The following is an 18,006-nucleotide window of genomic DNA, read 5'->3' on the forward strand; positions in this document are numbered from 1 at the left end:
CCGGCGCAACTGCTCGACCTCGCGGAACGACCCCGCGTCCAAAAGCAGCTCGATCCGCTCGCGCGCGGTCAGCTTGCCCTTCGCGTGCTGTGACTCCGTCGCCTTGTCGCTGGGTCCGGCCAGCGCCTGCGCACGGATCTCGTGCAGTTCGGAGACCTGATTGCGTGTCGTCACTACCGATAGCCGCCTCTCGGCCGGGGAACGGCCACCGTGGCGTTCGCCTCAACAGGGTGGAGGCGACGCCGCGATGACCGCCCGGGATGACCCGCGGCACGCCCGCCCAGCGGGTCTCGAGGGCGCGTCGTGCCGCGCGGAGTGGTCTTCGACGCTAGGCGGGCGCGCTCACACGGCGGTAACTCGGCCTCCCCGAGCCCCGGTTCGGCCGGGCCCGCTCAGTCGGTGGCGATGAGCGTCCGCACGAAGTACTGCGTGTCGAAGAACTCGCGCATGGCCTTGATCCGACCGTCCTGGATGGAGAACACCGAGACGATGTTCGCCTCGTAGGGCTCGCCGGAGCGGGCCGCGGCGCGGGCCACGCAGTCGAGCACGACCGTGTCGCCCTCGGCTATGACCTGCGAGATCTCGATGGTGTACGGGACCTCCGTGGAGAACAGGTCCATCAGCGGCAGCATGAACTTGTTGAGGATCTCGTCCAGGCCGACCCAGTTACCGGCGAGAGGGTGATCACCGGGAATGCGGAATTCGGCGTCCTCCCAGAGGGTCGCCTGAATGGCGTCCGGGTCCCGCTCGTCAATGGCCTTGAGATATGCGAGGACAACGCTCTTCGCGTCAGTGAACGTCATGACTGCTCCCGGTGTTGGGGTGGTTGACGAGAGGGGGCCGGGCTCCGGCTCTGCGACGGGGCTTTGGCACACCGTTCAAACGGAGCCGGCCCGAAGATCGCCACGTGCGGCCCGGCTTTCCGGACTGACGTGAACTCATCGGAGGCTACACCGGCCGGACCCCCGCACTTCCGGCCAGGAAAGCGCCGAACACCCGCCACAGAGACGGCGATTGCCGGGCAATGAGCAATCGAAGACGGAACAATGAGAGGGCAGCGGAAGCGGCCTTGACCGGCGGGAACGGCCGACGGAGAGCCGTCGAACGGAACTTCGAGCAGTGTCGGATACCACAGCTAGGCACTGTTAGTCACACTTGTTTTAGGGCATCACGATGGTTAGAGTGACCCTACTGGCCCAAAACGGTTGACCGCCGAGGGGCTTGTGTTCGTCACACACGGGGTACCGCTCGTGCCTCCGGGCATCAGCGGGTGACACACAAGGGGAGATACCGCACTTGCAACAAGCCTGTGCATCAGCCGTTTCAGCGTCACTCGTCGGCCTGCAGCCCGCTCCGCCCGTCACCGGCGCCGGGAGCCTGCTGCAAGAGCCCTGCGGAATCACTAATTCCGCCCCTTAGATCCGCCGTCGGTCCCGCCCATCGCGAGGGCGCGGGCCTAACCGCGGTTCGGCACAAGCCCCCGGCCCGGATACTCCCGGTAACCCGCCTCGGCCTGCCGGGGCACGGAACCGGAGGACGGGACAACCCACGGGCCGCCACTGGCTTTTCGCCCGGACCACGAAAATCGAATGCTCAACACCGAATGCTCAACAGAGACGCCAGTCTGCTGATACGGATTCAGTTAATTGAGGAGCAGTCATGTGGTTTCGAATACTCGGGCCATTGGAAGTCCTCGACGGCAGCCGACCCATCGCCCTGGGCGGGACCAAACAGCGCGCCACGCTGGGGTATCTGCTCCTGAACGCCAATCGGGTGGTCCCCACCCGAGAACTCCTCAGCGCGCTGTGGGCCGACGGAACACTGCCGACCACGGCGCGCAAAATTCTGCAGAACGCCGTATGGGGTCTGCGCGGCTCCCTCGCGGCCAACGGCGCCGACCGGCAGAACGGGCTCCTTCTCACCAAGGCTCCCGGATACGTCATGCAGGTCGAGCGCGACCAGGTCGACCTGCACCTCTTCCACCGCCGGATTCAGGAAGGGCGTACCGCCCTGGAGTCCGGCTCCCCCGCGCAGGCCGCGGTCATCCTCCGCGACGCCCTGTCCCTGTGGCAGGGCCAGGCCATGTCCGACCTCGTCGAGAGCGGGATCAACTGGCCCGAGCTCGACGCGGCGGAGAGCACCCGGCTCGGCGCCATGGAGGACTACTTCGAGGCCGAACTCCGCTGCGGGCGGCATCAGTCCGCACTCGGGGCACTGGAGTCGATGGTCGAGGCACAGCCCCTGCGCGAGCGCCTGTGCGGACAGTTGATGCTGGCCCTCTACCGGTGCGGCAGGCAGGCCGACGCGCTGAGCGTCTACAGCCGGGTCCGCGCGTCCCTGATCGAGAACCTCGGCCTGGAGCCGCGGCGTGAGCTGCAGTCCCTCCAGCAGGCGATCCTGACCCAGGACTCCGAGCTGTCGCCGCCCGAGACCCGCTCGCCGGCGCTCGCGCTGGTGCGCACGGACTCCGGCGCGCCGCGGGAGCACACCCCGGCGACCCTGACGCCGGCCCCGGCCCCCGCCCCGGTCCCGCCGAGTGTGCATGAGGCCGCGGTCCCCGAGAAGACGGGCCGCACGGGCCGCACGGACCACACGGACCACGACGACCCGGAGCACAGCAGGATCGTCACCTCCGACACGCACGGCTTCAGGACGCGCGTACGGGTACCGCGCCAGCCCACCGCTTCGGCGAGCCAACGCCGCCCGGTGAGCGTGCTGTTGCTCAGGACCGGACTCCGGTCGCCCGCGGGCGGCGGGCGGCCGAACAGCACCGACGAGGCGCGCGACCGCCAGGCCGACCGCATCCGGGAGCTCGTGGGTCAGCTCGGCGGTTCGGTGATCAGCTCCATAGGCTCCACGCAGCTGGCCGTCTTCGGTCCCGGCCGCGACGGTCACGACCACGCCGATCGAGCCGATCGGGCCATCAGGGCCGCCCTGGCCATCCGGGACGAGTTCCACACCGCGCCCACGGTCACTCCCCTTGACCGCTCCGCCCGGCGCACCGGCGGCGAGGCGGGGGTGCACGCCGCGGTGGCCACGGGAGAAGCCCTGCTGCGCTACGAGGCCGACGGCTCCGAGTCGCTGCGGTCGGCGGACGGAGCGCTGCTCGACGAGTGCCAGTCCCTGTTGTCCCGGGCCTCCGCGGGGGAGATCTGGGTCTGCGGGAACACCCGGCAGCAGACCGCCTCGGCGCACACCTTCGTCTCCGTCGGCGATTCGCCCCGGGCCTGGAAAGTGAACCGGTCGCGTCCGCGCGCCGAGCAGCCGCTGCCGGCGGGTGTGGTGGACAGGGAGATCGAACTCGACCTCCTGCGGGGCATGTTGGAGCGCGTCCGGCACCGCGAGACCCCCCACGTGGTCACGATCGTCGGAGAACCCGGCATCGGGAAGAGCAGGCTGCTCAAGGAGTTCGAGCGCCGCTCGATGGGACAGCCCGCCGCCACCTGGTTCCTGGGGCGCGGCGACACTGACCAGGAGCGCCGTCCGGCCCGCAATGCTCACCTTTTCCATTTGCGAAAGAGTCCGCTCTTCGATCCGTACGGGAACGAGACGCTGGAGATCGATCTGACGCAGGCCCTGAAGTCGGGCCAGAACCCCCTGGAGCGCATCGCGCAGGACTGCCCGCTCGTCATGTTCGTCGACGATCTGCACGAGGCGGACAACGCCCTGCTCGACTTCGTCGGCAGGATGAGCAGTGAGGTGGCCAGGGCTCCGTTATTCATCGTGGCCACGGCGCGCCCCCAGCTCTTCGACCGGCGTCCGGGCTGGGGCGGCGGGACACCGCACTTCACGACCATCTCCATCGATCCGCCCGGCATGTCCTGCCGCCTGCCGACGAGGCCCGGGGCCGCTCCCGCGAACCGCCCGCTCTCCGGTCTCGCCGACTGCACACCTTGACCGCCCCGACCCGCCGATCTCCGACCCGCGACCCTCCGACCTCCCCCTGCGTCAGTGGTGAAGTCCCTTCTTGCCGGGTGTCCAGAAGGGCTTGACCTTGATCTGCGTACGAGGCCACTTGCGCACGTGCACGAGGTGGTCCCGGACCGCCTGGCAGGTGCGCGCCTCACCCGCGACGTACGCCATGCCGACCTCCTCGGGGAGGCCGAGGTCGGACACGGCACCCAGCAGAGTCTGCGAGGAGACCGCGGAGGCACCCTTGCGGTGGGCGCGCCTGAGGACGTGCGGTCCGGGCACGGGCACCTCGTCGTCGGGGGTCTCGCTCTCCAGGACGCCGTACACATGCGCCTCGGGGCCGAGCGCCCTGATCATGGGGCCGAAGGCCGCGGTCGCCGTCTCCTCGCCGATGAACACGTGGTACGGAGCGTCCGGTTTGAGGTCGAAATCGCCCAACGGGCCCCAGAACGAGACCTCGTGACCCACCTCGACGTCGCGGACCCAGCGCAGTCCGATACCCTCGCCGTCATAAAGATGCGCCCGGATTTCAACTTCCCGGCCGTCATCCGACTGATCCCAGACCGAATAGGTGCGGAGGGTTTCTCCGGGGCGCAGGATCCCGTACAACGACAGAGGGTCGTTGATCTGGATCCGGATGTGGCGCCCCGGGGGGATGGCCGCTCCGCCCAACCCGTCGGCGGCGATCCTGATGCGCTTCATCGTCGGGGTCACCGATCCCGCCTCCGTGATCACCCCCTCGAGCCGCTGCTTGGCGAAGAGGTGTTCAAGGGGATTGAGTGACGGGCGCCGCGCGGGCTTCACCGTACCGTCCGGCATGGGGACTCCTTCTCATGATCAAGTGATGCCAGGGCACTTCGGCGCCCGTCTCCAGCGTGTCGATCAGCCGCTCGTCCGTCGGTCCCGGCGTCCCTCACTCACGCGCCGGCGCCGCCGCCTGCCGCATCGGCAAGCGCTTTCACACCCGGGCCCCGCGCATCGCGACCGTGGACCATGCGTCGCTTTCTCATTAATGTTTCACGCAATGACTTAGATTACTGCCACTAACAAACCATAGCTTGCCTATCATGTCAATGACTGGAAGTGAGGACTGAAGATGACGCAGCAGACGTCAAGCAGCCGCGTGCAGAAGCGTCGGCAAGCCACCCTGCTGGAGATCCGCAGCACGGCCCGCCAGCTCCTGCGCAAGCACGGGCCGACAGGCGTGACGGTCAACGCCGTGGCCCGTGAGATGGGCATGAGCGGACCCGCCGTATACCGCTACTACGCCAGCCATGACGCGCTGGTCGAAGCGGTGATCGCGGATTTCTACCAGGAGCTGACGACAACCATGCAGGCAGCTCGGGACGCCTGCCCGCCGGAACAGCCCGGCAGACGCCTCGCGGCCACATGTCGCTCGATGCGCGCCTGGGCGATCGACCACCCCGGCGAGTTCAGCTGGATGTTCGCGAGCCCGGTCCACGCGGCCACCCGCGAGGACGCGGAGTCGCCCCGACTGCGCGCCGGACAGCAGTTCGAGAAGGTCTTCCTCGACCAGTTCGTCGAGATCTGGGAGAAGAACCCCTGCCCGTCCACACGGTTCGAGGAGCTGGCCCCGTCCCTTCAGGAGCAGATCCTCGATTACGCGGCCAGGTCCGGGAGCCCGCTGCCGCCCGAGGCGCTGCACCAGTTCCTGACGAGCTGGATCAGGCTGTACGGACTGCTGTGCATGGAAGTCCTCCACCAACTGGACTTCGCCTACTCGGACCTCGAGCCCGTCTTCGAGGAGAACCTGAAGGAACTGTGCGCCATGCACAACCTCGAGTACGAGCCGCCGCAGGCGTCGTAGCGAAGCCCCGGCCGCCCGCCCCCGCCCTCTGGGAGAGAGGCCGGGCGCGGGCGGCCGGGACGCCTTCTCAGCGCGCGTCCGGCGCGGGGAAGTGGCCGACGCCCACGAAGAAGTCGACGTACTTGCGGAAGAGTTCCTCGGTGAGCGGAGGGCATTCGACGCCGGTGCCGACCAGGGCCGCCTCCGTGGAGGTCGTGTCGATGCCCGCGTTGGAGCCGTCGCCGCCGAGCGCGATCGCCTCGAAGGCGTCGAAGAGCGGCAGCATGGCGTTGTCGCGGTCCGCCTGTACGCGGGCGCGCCAACTGTCGTGGTCCGCCTCGTCGATCGTGTAGCCGTAGCCCCGCAGGTACTCCACGCAGGTGCGGAAGGTCGCCCCGCTCTGGTTGAAGAAGTGGAAGATCTGTCCGGACGCCTCCTTCTTCCCGGACAGGGCGACGATCCCCGCGCTGACGTAGTCGACGGGCACGAAGTGCACGTCCCCGCCGAGCCCCTCGGGGGCCGCGCCGGCCTGCACCAGGCCCTTGAGGCTGAGCCACACGAAGTCACTGGTCTGGCAGGCACCCCGCGCCTGGTCGCCCGAGATGACGTCGGCCCGGTGGATCGTCACCGGAAGACCCCGGTCGCGGGCGAGGCCCACGATCTGCTCCGCCACCCACTTGCTCTGCACATAGCCGGTGGGCTGCCGCTCGACGGGCGCGGTCGGATCCTCGGGCCTGCGGGGCAGGCCGCCGGGCTCGGAGCCGGCGAAGACGCCCGTGGTCGACACGTAGTGCACGGGCACCGAGCGGTGCCGTGCGGCGAGGCGCAGCACCTCGACGGTGCCGGAGACGTTGGGCGCCTTCAACTCCGTGTACGGGTAGAGCCAGTTGACGGTGGCGCCAGCGTGGTAGACCGCGTCCACGCGCCTGGCCAGGGTGTCGAACTCCTCCTCGTCGAGCCCCAGGCGCGGCGCGGCGAGGTCGCCGACGACCACGGAGAGGCGTGCGGGGTCGATCTCGTCCCAGACCCGGAACCATTCGAGGCCCGCCTTGAGCCGTGCCCGCGCGGCCTCTTCGTCGGCGCCGCGGACCAGGCAGTGCACCGTGCCGTGTCCCGTGCGCATCAGGTCGCGGAGCAGGAAGGCGCCGAGGAAGCCGGTGGCGCCGGTGAGCAGGACCTCTGCCGGGTCCGTGACCTCGTACGACACCTCGTCGGCGGGGACGATGTCGGCGGGCAGGTCGATCTCGGCGGCGAAGTCCACCGCGTCGCGCGAGGTGGACACCTGGTCCCCGAGCCGTTCGAGCAGGACGGTCCGCAGGAAGGCCGCGAGCTCCGTCGGTGTGGGCCGGTCGAAGACCACCGTGGCCGGGAGCCGGCAACCGGTGGTGCTCGCGAGCTGGTTGCGCAGTTCGACCGAGGTCAGGGAGTCGAAGCCGAGGTCCGAGAACCGCTGTTTCGGCCGGATGCCGTCGGCGTTCATGTGTCCGAGCACGGTGGCGGTCTCGGCGAGGACCAGGTCGAGGACCCGGCTCAGCTGCTCCTTCTCGTCGAGTGCGGCGAGGCGCCCGAGGAGGGTGTCGAAGCCGTTGTCGACGTTCTGGGCCGTGCGGCGCACCGGTGTGCGCAGGAGTCCCCGCAGTACGGCCGGTACCTGCGAGGGCCGTTCGCGCAGGGTCGCCGCGTCCAGCGGCATGCCCACCAGGGCGGGCGTCCCGAGCCGCAGCGCGGTGTCGAGCATGGCCTGACCCTGTTCCTGCCCGATGGGGCGGAAGCCGCCGCGGGCGATGCGGCTGAGGTCCGCCTCGTCCAGGTGTCCGGTCATGCCGCTGTCCTGGGTCCACACGCCCCAGGCCACCGAGGTGGCGGCGAGCCCCGCGGCGGCGCGGTGCTCGGCCAGGGCGTCGAGGAAGACGTTGGCGGCGGCGTAGTTGGACTGTCCGGCGCCGCCGATGACACCGGCGACGGAGGAGAACAGGACGAACGCCGTCAGGTCGAGGTCGCGGGTGAGTTCGTGCAGGTGCCATGCCGCGTCGACCTTGGGGCGCATGACCGTGTCGAGGCGCTCGGGCGTCTGGTCCTGGAGCAGCCCGTCGTCCAGGACACCGGCGGTGTGGACGACGCCGGTCAGCGGCCGGTCGGCGGGCACGCTCGCCAGCAGGGCGGCGAGGGCATCGCGGTCGGCGATGTCGCAGGCGGCGATGTCCACCTCGGCGCCGAGGCCGGTCAGTTCGCGGCGCAGCTCGTCGGCGCCGGGGGCGTCCGGGCCACGCCGGCTGACGAGGAGCAGCCGTGCGACGCCGTGCTCGACGACGAGGCGCCGGGCGAACAGGGCGCCCAGGGAGCCGGTACCACCGGTCACGAGGACCGTGCCGTCGGGGTTCCACCGGTTGCGGTCGGGGCCCGTGGCGGGGGTGGCGGGCGGTGCGACGCGGCGCAGGCGCGGTACGAGGACCGCGCCGTCCCGGATCGCCGTCTGCGGCTCCCGGGAGGCGAGGACCGCCGGCAGCGCGGCGACGGAACGCGGGTCTGCGTAGGGATCGCCGTCGCCGTCGCCTGTGAGGTCGAGGTCGAGGTTGCCGTCGAGGTCGACCAGGACGATCCGTCCCGGCGCCTCGGACTGCGCCGAGCGCACAAGGCCCCACAGTGCGGCGGCCTGCGGATCCGTCGTGCCCTCCCCCAGCGGGCTCATGGCTCCCCTGGTCGCGATGACCAGCGGGGTGGCGGCGAGTTGCTCCTGTGCCAGCCATTCCTGCAGCAGCGCCAGCATCCGGTGGGCCGCCGCGCGCACGAAGCCGGGGACGTCCGCTCCGGCCGGCGGCTCGTGCGGCCGGGTGAGGTCGAGCAGGACGGCGTCCACGGGTGTGTCGGCGGCCGTTACGGCGTCGATGCCGGCGAAGACCGGGGCGCCGGGCACGGTGAGGCCGGGGCGGTCGCCGAGGAGACCCCAGCGCGGGGCGCTCGCTGCGTCCGGCGATCCGTGCAGCGGTTGCCAGACCGTCTCGAACAGGGCGTCGTAGCTGTGCTTGAGCGACGTGTTGAGGGTCTGGGCGGTCAGGGTACGCGGGGTGACCCGCTCGGCGGTGAGGACGGGGTGCCCGACACGGTCTGCGGCCAGCAGGCTGAAGCCGTCCGCGTTCCGGTCGATGCGGACGCGCAGGGCGGCGGCCCCGGTGGCATGCAGACGCACGCCCCGCCAGTCGGCGGTGATCGGCGGGGTGGTGCCCGCCTGATCGTCTTCCGCCAGGCGTACGACCTGTGTAGCCATGTCGAGCAGTGCCGGATGCAGTCCGAAGTACGCGCAGCCCGACTGGAGTTGTTCGGGCAGGCTTACCTCCGCGAACAGGCTGTCGCCGGAGCGCCAGGCGGCGGTGGCGCCCGGCAGTGTCGGCCCGTGTCCGGTGGTGGCCCCGTCCTCCAGGGCGATTTCCTCGGCGCCGGGCGGCGGCCACTCCGTGATGCCCGTTTCGTCGGCCGCGGCGTCCGCGCTCAGGAAGCCCGAGGCGTGGACAGTCCAGAGCGTGTCGGCGGCGTCGGTGCGCGCCGAGACGGTGACGGTACGGCGGCCGGTGTCGTCCGGCGCGCCGACGCGGACCTGGAGTTGGAGCCCGCCCGTCTGCGGCAGCACCAGCGGGGCGGCGAGGGTGAGTTCCTCCAGGACCGTGCAGCCCGTCTCGTCGCCCGCGCGGACGGCGAGTTCGACGAACACCGAGGACGGTACGACGTCGGAGCCGAGGACCGTGTGCCCGGCGAGCCAGGGATGGGTGAGCCGGGACATCCGGCCGGTCAGCAGGACCTCGTCGCCGTCCGCGACCGGCACCGCGGCGCCCAGGAGCGCGTGCCCGGCACCGGCGAGGCCGAGGCTCGCCGCGTCGCCGGTCACGGCCTGCTCGTCGAGCCAGTACCGCTTGCGCTGGAACGCGTAGGTCGGCAGGTCCACCCGCCGGGCGCCCGCTCCGGCGAGGGCGCGGGACCAGTCGACGTCCACGCCCTGCACCCACACCTCGGCCAGCGAGGCAAGGAACCGCCCGAGGCCGCCCTCGTCACGGCGCAGAGTCCCCGCCACCACGACGGGAACCTCCGGGCGCGTGGCGTTCTCCAGTATTTCCTGGACGCTCATGGACAGCACCGGGTGCGCGCTGACCTCGATGAACGTACCGAAGCCCTCGGCGGCGAGGGATTCGACCGCGGAGTGGAAGCGCACGGTCTGGCGCAGGTTCCGGTACCAGTACCCGGCGTCCATCGTGGAGGTGTCCAGCCACTCGCCGGTCATCGTCGAGAAGAACGGCACCTCGGAGGGCTTGGGGCGCACGTCGGCGAGGACGCGGGCCAGTTCGTCCTCGATGCGCTCCACGTGCCAGGTGTGCGAGGCGTAGTCCACGGCGATCCGCCGGGCCCGCACGCCCGCCGTCCCGCACTCCGCGAGGAGCTCGTCCAGGGCGTCCGGGTCGCCCGCCACCACGACGGACGCGGGGCCGTTCAGCGCCGCGACCTCCAGGCGGCCCGGATACCGCGAAAGGCGCGTCTCGACGTCCGCGAGCGGCTGCGCCACGGACACCATCCCGCCCCCGCCGGCCAGGCCCGCGGCGATGGCCTGCGACCGCAGCGCGACCACGCGCGCCCCGTCGTCCAGGGTCAGCGCGCCGGCCACGCACGCGGCAGCGATCTCGCCCTGCGAGTGGCCCACCACCGCTGCCGGTTCCACGCCGTAGGAGCGCCACAGCGCCGCGAGCGACACCATCACCGCCCAGGTCACGGGCTGCACCACGTCGACGCGCTCCAGGGTCGGCGCCCCCGGGGCCTGGCGGAGCACGCCCTCCAGATCCCAGTCCACGAACTCGGCGAGCGCCCTGCCGCATTCGCCCATCCGCTCGGCGAACACCGGTGAGGAGTCGAGGAGTCCCACCGCCATGCCCGTCCACTGCGTGCCCTGGCCGGGCAGCACGAACACCGGGCGGCCCGCGGTACCGGCCGCGGTGCCCTTCACGACGCCCGGCGCGGACTCGCCGCGGGCCAACGCGCCCAGCCCTGCGACCAGTTCGTCGCGCGAGCCGCCGGTGACGACCGCGCGGTCCTCGAAGACGGCACGGCTCGTCACCAGCGACCAGGCCACGTCACGGGGCGCCGGGGCGGGATCGGCCTGCACGGCCGCGAGGAGCCGCGCCGCCTGTCCCCGTACGCCTTCGGCGGTGCGTCCGGACACGACCCACGGCACCACTGCCTGCGAACCACCGGAGGCATCAGCCTTGGCCGGCTCCGGCGCGGGCTCTTCCGGGGCCTGCTCGATGACCACGTGCGCGTTCGTCCCGCTCACGCCGAAGGAGGAGACGGCGGCCCGGCGCGGCGCCCCCGTCGCGGGCCACGGCCTGGCCTCGGTGAGCAGTTCCACCGCGCCGGAGTCCCAGTCCACCTGCGGTGTCGGCGCGTCCACGTGCAGCGTCTTGGGCAGGACGCCACGGCGTATCGCCTCGACCATCTTGATGACTCCGCCGACCCCGGCGGCGGCGACGCTGTGTCCGATGTTGGACTTCAGCGAGCCCAGGTACAGCGGACGCCCGTCACGGCGCTGCTGCCCGTATGTGGCAAGGAGGGCCTGCGCCTCGATCGGGTCGCCGAGGCGCGTCCCCGTGCCGTGCGCCTCCACCGCGTCCACGTCCGCGTACGACAACCCCGCACTGCCCAGCGCCTCCCGGATCACCCGCTCCTGCGACGGACCGTTCGGCGCCGTCAGACCGTTGGACGCACCGTCCTGATTGACCGCTGAACCCCGCACCACGGCAAGAATCCGATGCCCCAGACGCCGGGCGTCCGAGAGCCGTTCGAGCAGCACCAGACCCGCGCCCTCCGACCAGGCGGTGCCGTCGGCCGCGGCGGCGAAGGACTTGCACCGCCCGTCGGCGGCGAGACCGCGCTGCTTGGCGAAGTCGATGAGCCCGCCGGGGTCGCAGCTGACCGTCACACCACCGGCGACGGCCAGCGTCGACTCGCCGGAGCGCAGCGACCGTATCGCCGAGTGCATCGCGACGAGGGACGAGGAGCAGGCCGTGTCGAGCGACACCGCGGGGCCTTCGAAGCCGTACGTGTACGAGATGCGTCCGGAGGCGACGCTGCTGAGCTTGCTGGTCATGAGGTAGCCCTCGAACTCCTCGGGGGCGTTGAGCCCGAGGTAGCTCTCCTCCACGATGCCGACGAAGACACCGGTGCGGCTGCCCTTGAACGCGGTGACGTCAAGCCCTGCGTGCTCGAAAAGCTCCCAGGAGGTTTCGAGGAGGAGCCGCTGCTGCGGGTCCATCGCCACGGCCTCGCGCGGCGAGATGCCGAAGAACCCCGCGTCGAACAGGGGGGCGTCGTGCACGAAGCCCGCCTCGACCGAGTAGCTCTTCTCCTTGATCTTCTCGATGTCCCAGCCGCGGTCGTGCGGCAGTTCCGTGACCGCGTCGGTGCCCTGCTCGACCAGGTTCCACAGGTCGGCGGGCGATGCGACCTCGCCGGGGTAGCGGCAGGCCATGCCCACGATGGCGACGGGCTCGTCGTCGGCCGCCTCCCGCTCGGCCAGCCGCCTGCGGGTCTCCTGGAGGTCGGAGGTCACCCGCTTGAGGTAGTCGACAAGCTTGTCTTCGTTGGACGTCGGCATCGACTCGGTATCCCTTTCAGGAAGTTCGGGAAGTCGGGAAGTCTGTCTGACGGGAGGGCGGCGGGTTGCCGGGTGACGGGGCCGGCCGCCGGGGTGCCGGGGAATCAGTCGGCCGGGCCGGAGAGTTCCGTGTCGATGAGGGCGAACAGCTCGTCCACGGACGCGGACTCGATCCGGTCCGCCGGGGCCGGATCATCCCCTGCGGCGGTCGCCTGTGCCGGGATGTCGAGCCTGGAGGTGTCGAGCCTGGACGCCATGGTCTGGAGGCGCCGCCGGACCATCTGCCGGTGCCGCTCGTCCTCGGAGACCGCGGCGAGCATGGTGTCGAGGCGGTCGAGCTCGGCCAGGACGAGGGTGGACACGTCGGTCTCGGCAGGACCGAGGCGGTCGAGGACGTGACCGGCGATGTCGCGCGGGGTCGGGTGGTCGAAGACGAGGGTGGCCGGCAGGCTGAGCCCGGTCGCGGCCGTCAGCCGGTTGCGCAGCTGCACGGCCGCGAGCGAGTCGAACCCCATCTCCTGGAACGCCTGGTCCGCGACGATCGCGTGCGCGTCGGACCGGCCCGTCACGGCCGCCGCCTCCGCCCGCACCAGATCCAGGACGAGCGTCGTGCGTTCCGCCTCGTCCAGGTCGGCGAGCCGCTCGGCCAGCGTGGCGGCACCCGCGTCGGCAGCGGTGTGCGCGCTGCGGCGCGCCGGGCCGGGGGCCAGGTCGCGCAGCGCGGGCGGCACGGCCTCGTGGGCGCGCAGCGCGGCGCGGTCCACGACGCCCGCGATCACCGCGGCGGCACCGCCCGCGTCCTGGCCGAGGGCGAGTGCCCGGTCGAAGAGGCCGCGCCCCCGGGCCGCGGAGAGCGGAGCGAGCAGATCGAGACCGGAGCGCCGGGACTCGGCTTCCGGGTGTTCCCAGGCGGCCCAGGCCACGGCGGTGGCGGGCAGGCCGAGCGCCTTGCGGTGGCGGGCGAGGGCTTCGGCGTACGCGTCCGCCGCCGCGGTGTTCGCCCGGCCGGGGCCGCCGAACGTACCGGCGGAGGAGGCGCAGAGCACGAAGGCGGTGAGGTCCAGGTCGCGGGTGAGCTCGTGGAGGTTCCAGGCCGCGTCGCTCTTCGGGCGCAGGACGCGGTCAAGTTGCTGCGCTGTCATGGCGGAAAGGACGCCGTCCTCGAGCACGGCGGCCGTGTGCACCACCGCGGTCAGCGGACGGTCATCGGGTATCGCCGCAAGGACGGCGGCCAGCGCCTGCCGGTCCGCCGCGTCGCACGCGGCCAGGGCCACCCGGGCGCCCAACTCGGTTAGTTCTGCGGCCAGTTCGGTCGCACCGGGCGCGTCGGCGCCACGGCGGCTGAGGAGCAGCAGGTCCCTGATGCCGTGCTCGGCGACCAGATGCCGGGCCAGCACGGCACCGAGGGTTCCGGTGCCGCCGGTCACCAGGACCGTGCCGTCCGTCTTCCACGGCTGCCGGGCCGGGTCGTCGGCCGGGACCGGACGCAGGCGGGGCACGTGGAGCCGTCCGGCGCGCACCGCCGATTCGGACTCCCCGGCCCGCGCCGCGGACGCCAGCAGGTCAAGGGGCGGGGTGTCCGTGTCGGCATCGGCCAGTACGAGACCGCCCGCGCCCTCGGCGCCCGCCGTACGCAACAGGCCGCGTACGGCCGCCGCTTCCAGGTCCAGGCGCGCCGCGTCGTCGTCGCCGGTCACGACCGCGTCGCGGGAGAGCACCACGACCGGGGTGTCCCGCAGCGCGTCGGCGGCCAGGAGTTCCCGCGCGAAGGCGAGCGCCCGGTGGGTGCCCTCGTGCACGTCGCCCGTCGACCGCCAGGGCACGAGCAGCAGGTCGAAGGGCCTCTGGCCCGACTCGACGGCCCGTGCAGCCGCCGCGAGGTCGTCGAAGCGGGGGATGCCGGGCACGTCGGCGGCGACCGCCGCCCAGCGGGCAGCGGGTCCGGGAGCGGCGTCGTAGGGCACCCATTCGATCGCGGACAGGCCCTCGCCGCGCGGGGTCGCCGCGCCGAACTCCTCCTCGGGCACGACCCGGTAGGCGAGCGACCCGACGCCGAGCACCGGCCGTCCCTCCGGGTCGAGGAGGTCGAGGGTGACGGTGTCGTCGTCGAGGCGGGCCGAACGTACTCCTACGGTGTCGGCGCCCACGGCGTGCAGCCGTACGTCACGCCAGACGGCGGGTACGACTATGCCCTCTGCGCCGTCCGCCGCGGGGGACGGCGGGAACGCGGACAGTGCCGCGTCGAGCAGGGCGGGATGCAGGCCGTAGCCCGCGGCGTCCGCCAGCAGGTCTTCCGGGAGGCTGACCTCGGTCGTCCTGCCCTCATGGCCGCCGGGGGCCACCGCCGGAGCGCTCGGGGCCGCCGCCGGACCGTCGGCCGCGAGAAAGCCTTGGGCGCAGGCGGTCCATGGGCTGGGGGTGTCGGGGTCCGCGCCGTCGGGCCGGGCGTGGACGGTGAGGGCGCGGCGGCCGGTTTCGTCGGGGGCTCCGACGCGGACCTGGAGCTGGAGCCCGCCCGTCTGCGGCAGCACCAGCGGGGCGGCGAGGGTGAGTTCTTCCAGTACGGTGCAGCCCGTCTCGTCGCCCGCGCGGACGGCGAGTTCGACGAACACCGAGGCGGGCAGTGCTTCGGTGCCGGGGACGGTGTGGTCGGCGAGCCAGGGATGGGTGTGGCGGGAGACGCGCCCGGTGAGCAGGACTTGGTCCTGGTCGGCGACCGGCACGGCCGCGCCGAGCAGCGGATGCCCGGCACCGGCGAGCCCTAGACTCGCCGCGTCCCCGCCGCCGGCCCGCTTCTGAAGCCAGTACCGCTGGCGCCGGAAGGCGTACGTCGGCAGGTCCACCCGTCCCGCACCCGGCAGCACCCGGTCCCACTCGACCCGCCGCCCGCGGGTGTGCAGCCGGCCGAGCAGCGCGGCCAGGGTCTCCTGCTCCGGCCGGTCGGCCCGCAGCACCGGCGCGGCCAGGCCGGGGGCGCGTTCGGCCCCGGCCGAGACCAGGGCGCTGAGCACTCCGTCCGGGCCGAGCTCCACGAAGTCGGCGGCGCCCTCCTGCTCCAGGCAGCGCACCGCGTCGAAGAACCGTACGGCCTCGCGCAGTTGCCGCACCCAGTACCGCGGCGAGCACGCCTCCTGAGCGGACAGCACCTTCCCCGTCACCGTCGAGACCAGCGGGATGCGCGGCGCCCGGAGCGTCAGGCCGGTGACGACCTGCTCGAACTCGTCGAGTACGTCGTCCATGTGCGGCGAATGGAACGCGTGGCTCACGCGCAGCCGGCGCACCCGCCGCTCCTCCGCGCGCCAGCGGGCCTCCAGCTCCTCGACGGCGTCCGTGTCACCGGACACCACCACGTTGTCGGGGCCGTTGACCGCCGCGAGCGACACCTTGCCCGCCAGCCCGGCCAGGTCGCCGGCGACCTTCTCCGGGTCGGCCTGGACGGCGAGCATCGCGCCGCCCTCACGCGCCGAGCCCATCAGCCGGCCGCGCTCCGCCACCAGCCGGGCCGCGTCCGCCAGCGAAAGGACGCCCGCCGCGTGCGCCGCCGCCACCTCGCCCACCGAGTGCCCGGCCACGAAGTCCGGCACCACACCGAACCGCTCCAGGAGGCGGAACAGCGCCACCTCCACCGCGAACAGCGCGGGCTGCGTGAACTCCGTACGGTCCAGCAGCCGGGCCTGCTCCGAGCCCTCCTCGGCGAACACCACGTCCTTCAACGGACGTGCGAGGTGCGCGTCGAGCGCCCCGCACACCTCGTCGAACGCCGCGGCGAAGCCGGGAACCGACTCATACAGTTCGCGGCCCATGCCGAGCCGCTGGGCTCCTTGCCCGGTGAACACGAAGGCGAGGTCGGCGGCGTGACGTGTGCGTGACTCCCCCACCACCACCGAACCGTCGGGCGCACCCGACGCCAGGGCCGTCAGGCCGCGCACCAGCTCCGCCCGGGTGCCGCCGACCACCACCGCGGCGGTGTCGAGCACGGCCCGCTGCGACACCAGGGACCAGGCCACGTCTCCCGGCTCCGGGGCGGGATCGACCCGCACCGCCGCGAGCAGCCGCGCCGCCTGTGCCCGTACGCCTTCCGTCGAGCGCCCCGAGATCACCCACGGCACCACCGAAAGGCCGCCGGCGGCGGAGTCCTGCGACTCCTCCGACTGAGCGGCTCCCGCGGGAGCCTCGGGGGTCGCGGGAGTCGCGGGGGCTTCCTCCACGATCACGTGGGCGTTCGTGCCGCCGATGCCGAACGAGGAGACGCCCGCGCGGCGCGGCCTCCCGTCGGTCACCGGCCAGGGGGTGGCCCCGGTGAGGAGTTCCACCGCGCCCAGGTCCCAGTCGACTTGCGGCGACGGCGCGTTGACGTGCAGCGTCGCGGGCAGCACCCCGCGCCGCATCGCCTCCACCATCTTGATGACTCCGCCGACGCCCGCGGCGGCCTGGCTGTGCCCGATGTTGGACTTCAGCGAGCCCAGGTACAGCGGACGCCCGTCAGGCCGCTCCTGCCCGTATGTGGCAAGGAGGGCCTGTGCCTCGATCGGGTCGCCGAGCCGCGTCCCGGTGCCGTGCGCCTCCACCGCGTCCACGTCCGCGTACGAAAGCCCGGCACTCTCCAACGCCTCCCGGATCACCCGCTCCTGGGAGAGCCCGTTCGGTGCCGTCAGACCATTGGACGCACCGTCCTGATTGACCGCCGAACCCCGCACCACCGCCAGCACCCGGTGCCCCAGACGCCGCGCGTCCGAGAGCCGTTCGAGCAGCAGCAGACCCGCGCCCTCGCCCCACACCGTGCCGTCCGCCTCCGCCGCGAACGACTTGCAGCGTCCCGAAGGCGAAAGGGCCCGCTGCCGCGAGAACTCCACGAACGAGGTCGGCGTGGCCATCACCGTCACGCCACCGGCCAGCGCCAGGTCGCACTCCCCCTGGCGCAGCGCCGTCGCCGCCAGGTGCATCCCCACCAGCGACGACGAGCACGCCGTGTCCACCGCCACCGCCGGGCCCTCGAACCCGAACGTGTACGCCACGCGGCCCACGGCGATGCTGCTTGACGCGCCTCCCGCGACGTAACCCTGGATGTCGACGGGGACGTCGTCCAGGATGCTCGCGGCGAACCCCTGGTACATCAGCCCGGCGAAGACGCCGGTGCGGCTGCCGCGCAGCGCGGCCGGCACCAGGCCCGCGCTCTCCATCGCCTCCCACGCCGTCTCCAGGAGCAGCCGCTGCTGCGGGTCCGCCGCCAGCGCCTCGCGCGGCGACATCCCGAAGAACTCCGGCTCGAATCCGGCGACGTCCTGAAGGAAGCCGCCCTCGCGCACGTAGGTCTTGCCCGCACGGTCCGGGTCCGGGTCGTAGAGGTTCTCGTCCCAGCCCCGGTCGGCCGGGAACGGGGAAATCGCGTCCACCCCGCGGTCGAGGAGGTCCCACAATCCGTCCGGGCCGCTCACCCCGCCGGGGAACCGGCATGCCATTCCCACGATCGCGATCGGCTCGCTCGCCCGGTCCTCCACCTCGCGGAGCCGCCGCTTCGCGTCCCGCGCGTCCGTTATCGCGCGCTTGAGGTACTCCCGCAGTTCCTTCTCATCAGCCATCGGTTCCAACCGCTCCAAAGTCATGCGTACAGGCGAGGTGGGCAAAGAGACGGGCCGTGAATCGTGGGGCGATGAAA

Annotated in this window: 7 protein-coding genes and 1 pseudogene; 2 read left to right on the plus strand and 6 right to left on the minus strand. The window is 72.2% G+C overall.

Annotated elements, in window-relative coordinates; translation table 11 throughout:
• Both IE226_RS35435 and IE226_RS35440 read right to left on the minus strand, forming a co-directional pair.
• Nucleotides 1-174: carboxyl transferase domain-containing protein (locus IE226_RS35435; protein WP_308429583.1), on the minus strand; the 174-nt coding region annotated here is incomplete at its 3' end.
• Between the two features lie 218 nt (nucleotides 175-392).
• Nucleotides 393-803, minus strand: a complete 411-nt coding sequence (locus tag IE226_RS35440) for a nuclear transport factor 2 family protein (RefSeq protein ID WP_190085589.1) — start codon at nucleotides 801-803, stop codon at nucleotides 393-395.
• An 856-nt stretch (nucleotides 804-1,659) separates the two neighbouring features.
• Between IE226_RS35440 and IE226_RS35445 the strand changes: the two genes are divergently transcribed.
• Nucleotides 1,660-3,897: an ATP-binding protein gene (locus IE226_RS35445; RefSeq protein WP_190085590.1), complete on the plus strand. Its 2,238-nt coding sequence runs from the start codon at nucleotides 1,660-1,662 to the stop codon at nucleotides 3,895-3,897.
• Nucleotides 3,898-3,948: 51 nt separating this feature from the next.
• On the opposite strand, the gene IE226_RS35450 is transcribed toward IE226_RS35445, so the two are convergent.
• Nucleotides 3,949-4,731, minus strand: a complete 783-nt coding sequence (locus tag IE226_RS35450) for a siderophore-interacting protein (protein ID WP_190085591.1) — start codon at nucleotides 4,729-4,731, stop codon at nucleotides 3,949-3,951.
• Between the two features lie 277 nt (nucleotides 4,732-5,008).
• Here IE226_RS35450 and IE226_RS35455 point away from each other — a divergent pair, with 277 nt between their 5' ends.
• Entirely contained in the window at nucleotides 5,009-5,740 is a 732-nt protein-coding gene (locus tag IE226_RS35455; RefSeq protein WP_190085592.1) for a TetR/AcrR family transcriptional regulator, read from the plus strand.
• 67 nt (nucleotides 5,741-5,807) lie between these two features.
• Here IE226_RS35455 and IE226_RS35460 read toward each other — a convergent pair whose 3' ends face one another.
• The 3 genes and pseudogenes from IE226_RS35460 to IE226_RS35465 all read right to left on the minus strand — a co-directional run.
• A complete protein-coding gene (locus tag IE226_RS35460) occupies nucleotides 5,808-12,350 on the minus strand; it encodes a type I polyketide synthase (protein ID WP_190085593.1) in 6,543 nt (2,180 codons plus the stop codon).
• Between the two features lie 104 nt (nucleotides 12,351-12,454).
• Nucleotides 12,455-13,129 carry an acyl carrier protein gene (locus IE226_RS45470; RefSeq protein WP_444546089.1) on the minus strand — a complete coding sequence of 225 codons (675 nt, stop codon included), beginning with the start codon at nucleotides 13,127-13,129 and terminating at the stop codon, nucleotides 12,455-12,457.
• A 90-nt stretch (nucleotides 13,130-13,219) separates the two neighbouring features.
• Nucleotides 13,220-17,974: pseudogene (locus IE226_RS35465) on the minus strand (SDR family NAD(P)-dependent oxidoreductase); the annotation flags it as partial.
• Nucleotides 17,975-18,006: the final 32 nt, after the last annotated feature.

The sequence above is a fragment of the Streptomyces longisporoflavus genome (genome assembly GCF_014649775.1).
GTDB classification, from domain to species: Bacteria; Actinomycetota; Actinomycetes; order Streptomycetales; family Streptomycetaceae; genus Streptomyces; species Streptomyces longisporoflavus.

Bases quoted from the DNA above. Each gene is read 5' to 3' on its own strand.
- IE226_RS35440 (WP_190085589.1), bottom strand. From the start codon at position 803: ATGACGTTCACTGACGCGAAGAGCGTTGTCCTCGCATATCTCAAGGCC.
- IE226_RS35450 (WP_190085591.1), bottom strand. From the start codon at position 4,731: ATGCCGGACGGTACGGTGAAGCCCGCGCGGCGCCCGTCACTCAATCCC.
- IE226_RS35455 (WP_190085592.1), top strand. From the start codon at position 5,009: ATGACGCAGCAGACGTCAAGCAGCCGCGTGCAGAAGCGTCGGCAAGCC.
- IE226_RS35460 (WP_190085593.1), bottom strand. From the start codon at position 12,350: ATGCCGACGTCCAACGAAGACAAGCTTGTCGACTACCTCAAGCGGGTG.
- IE226_RS35445 (WP_190085590.1), top strand. From the start codon at position 1,660: ATGTGGTTTCGAATACTCGGGCCATTGGAAGTCCTCGACGGCAGCCGA.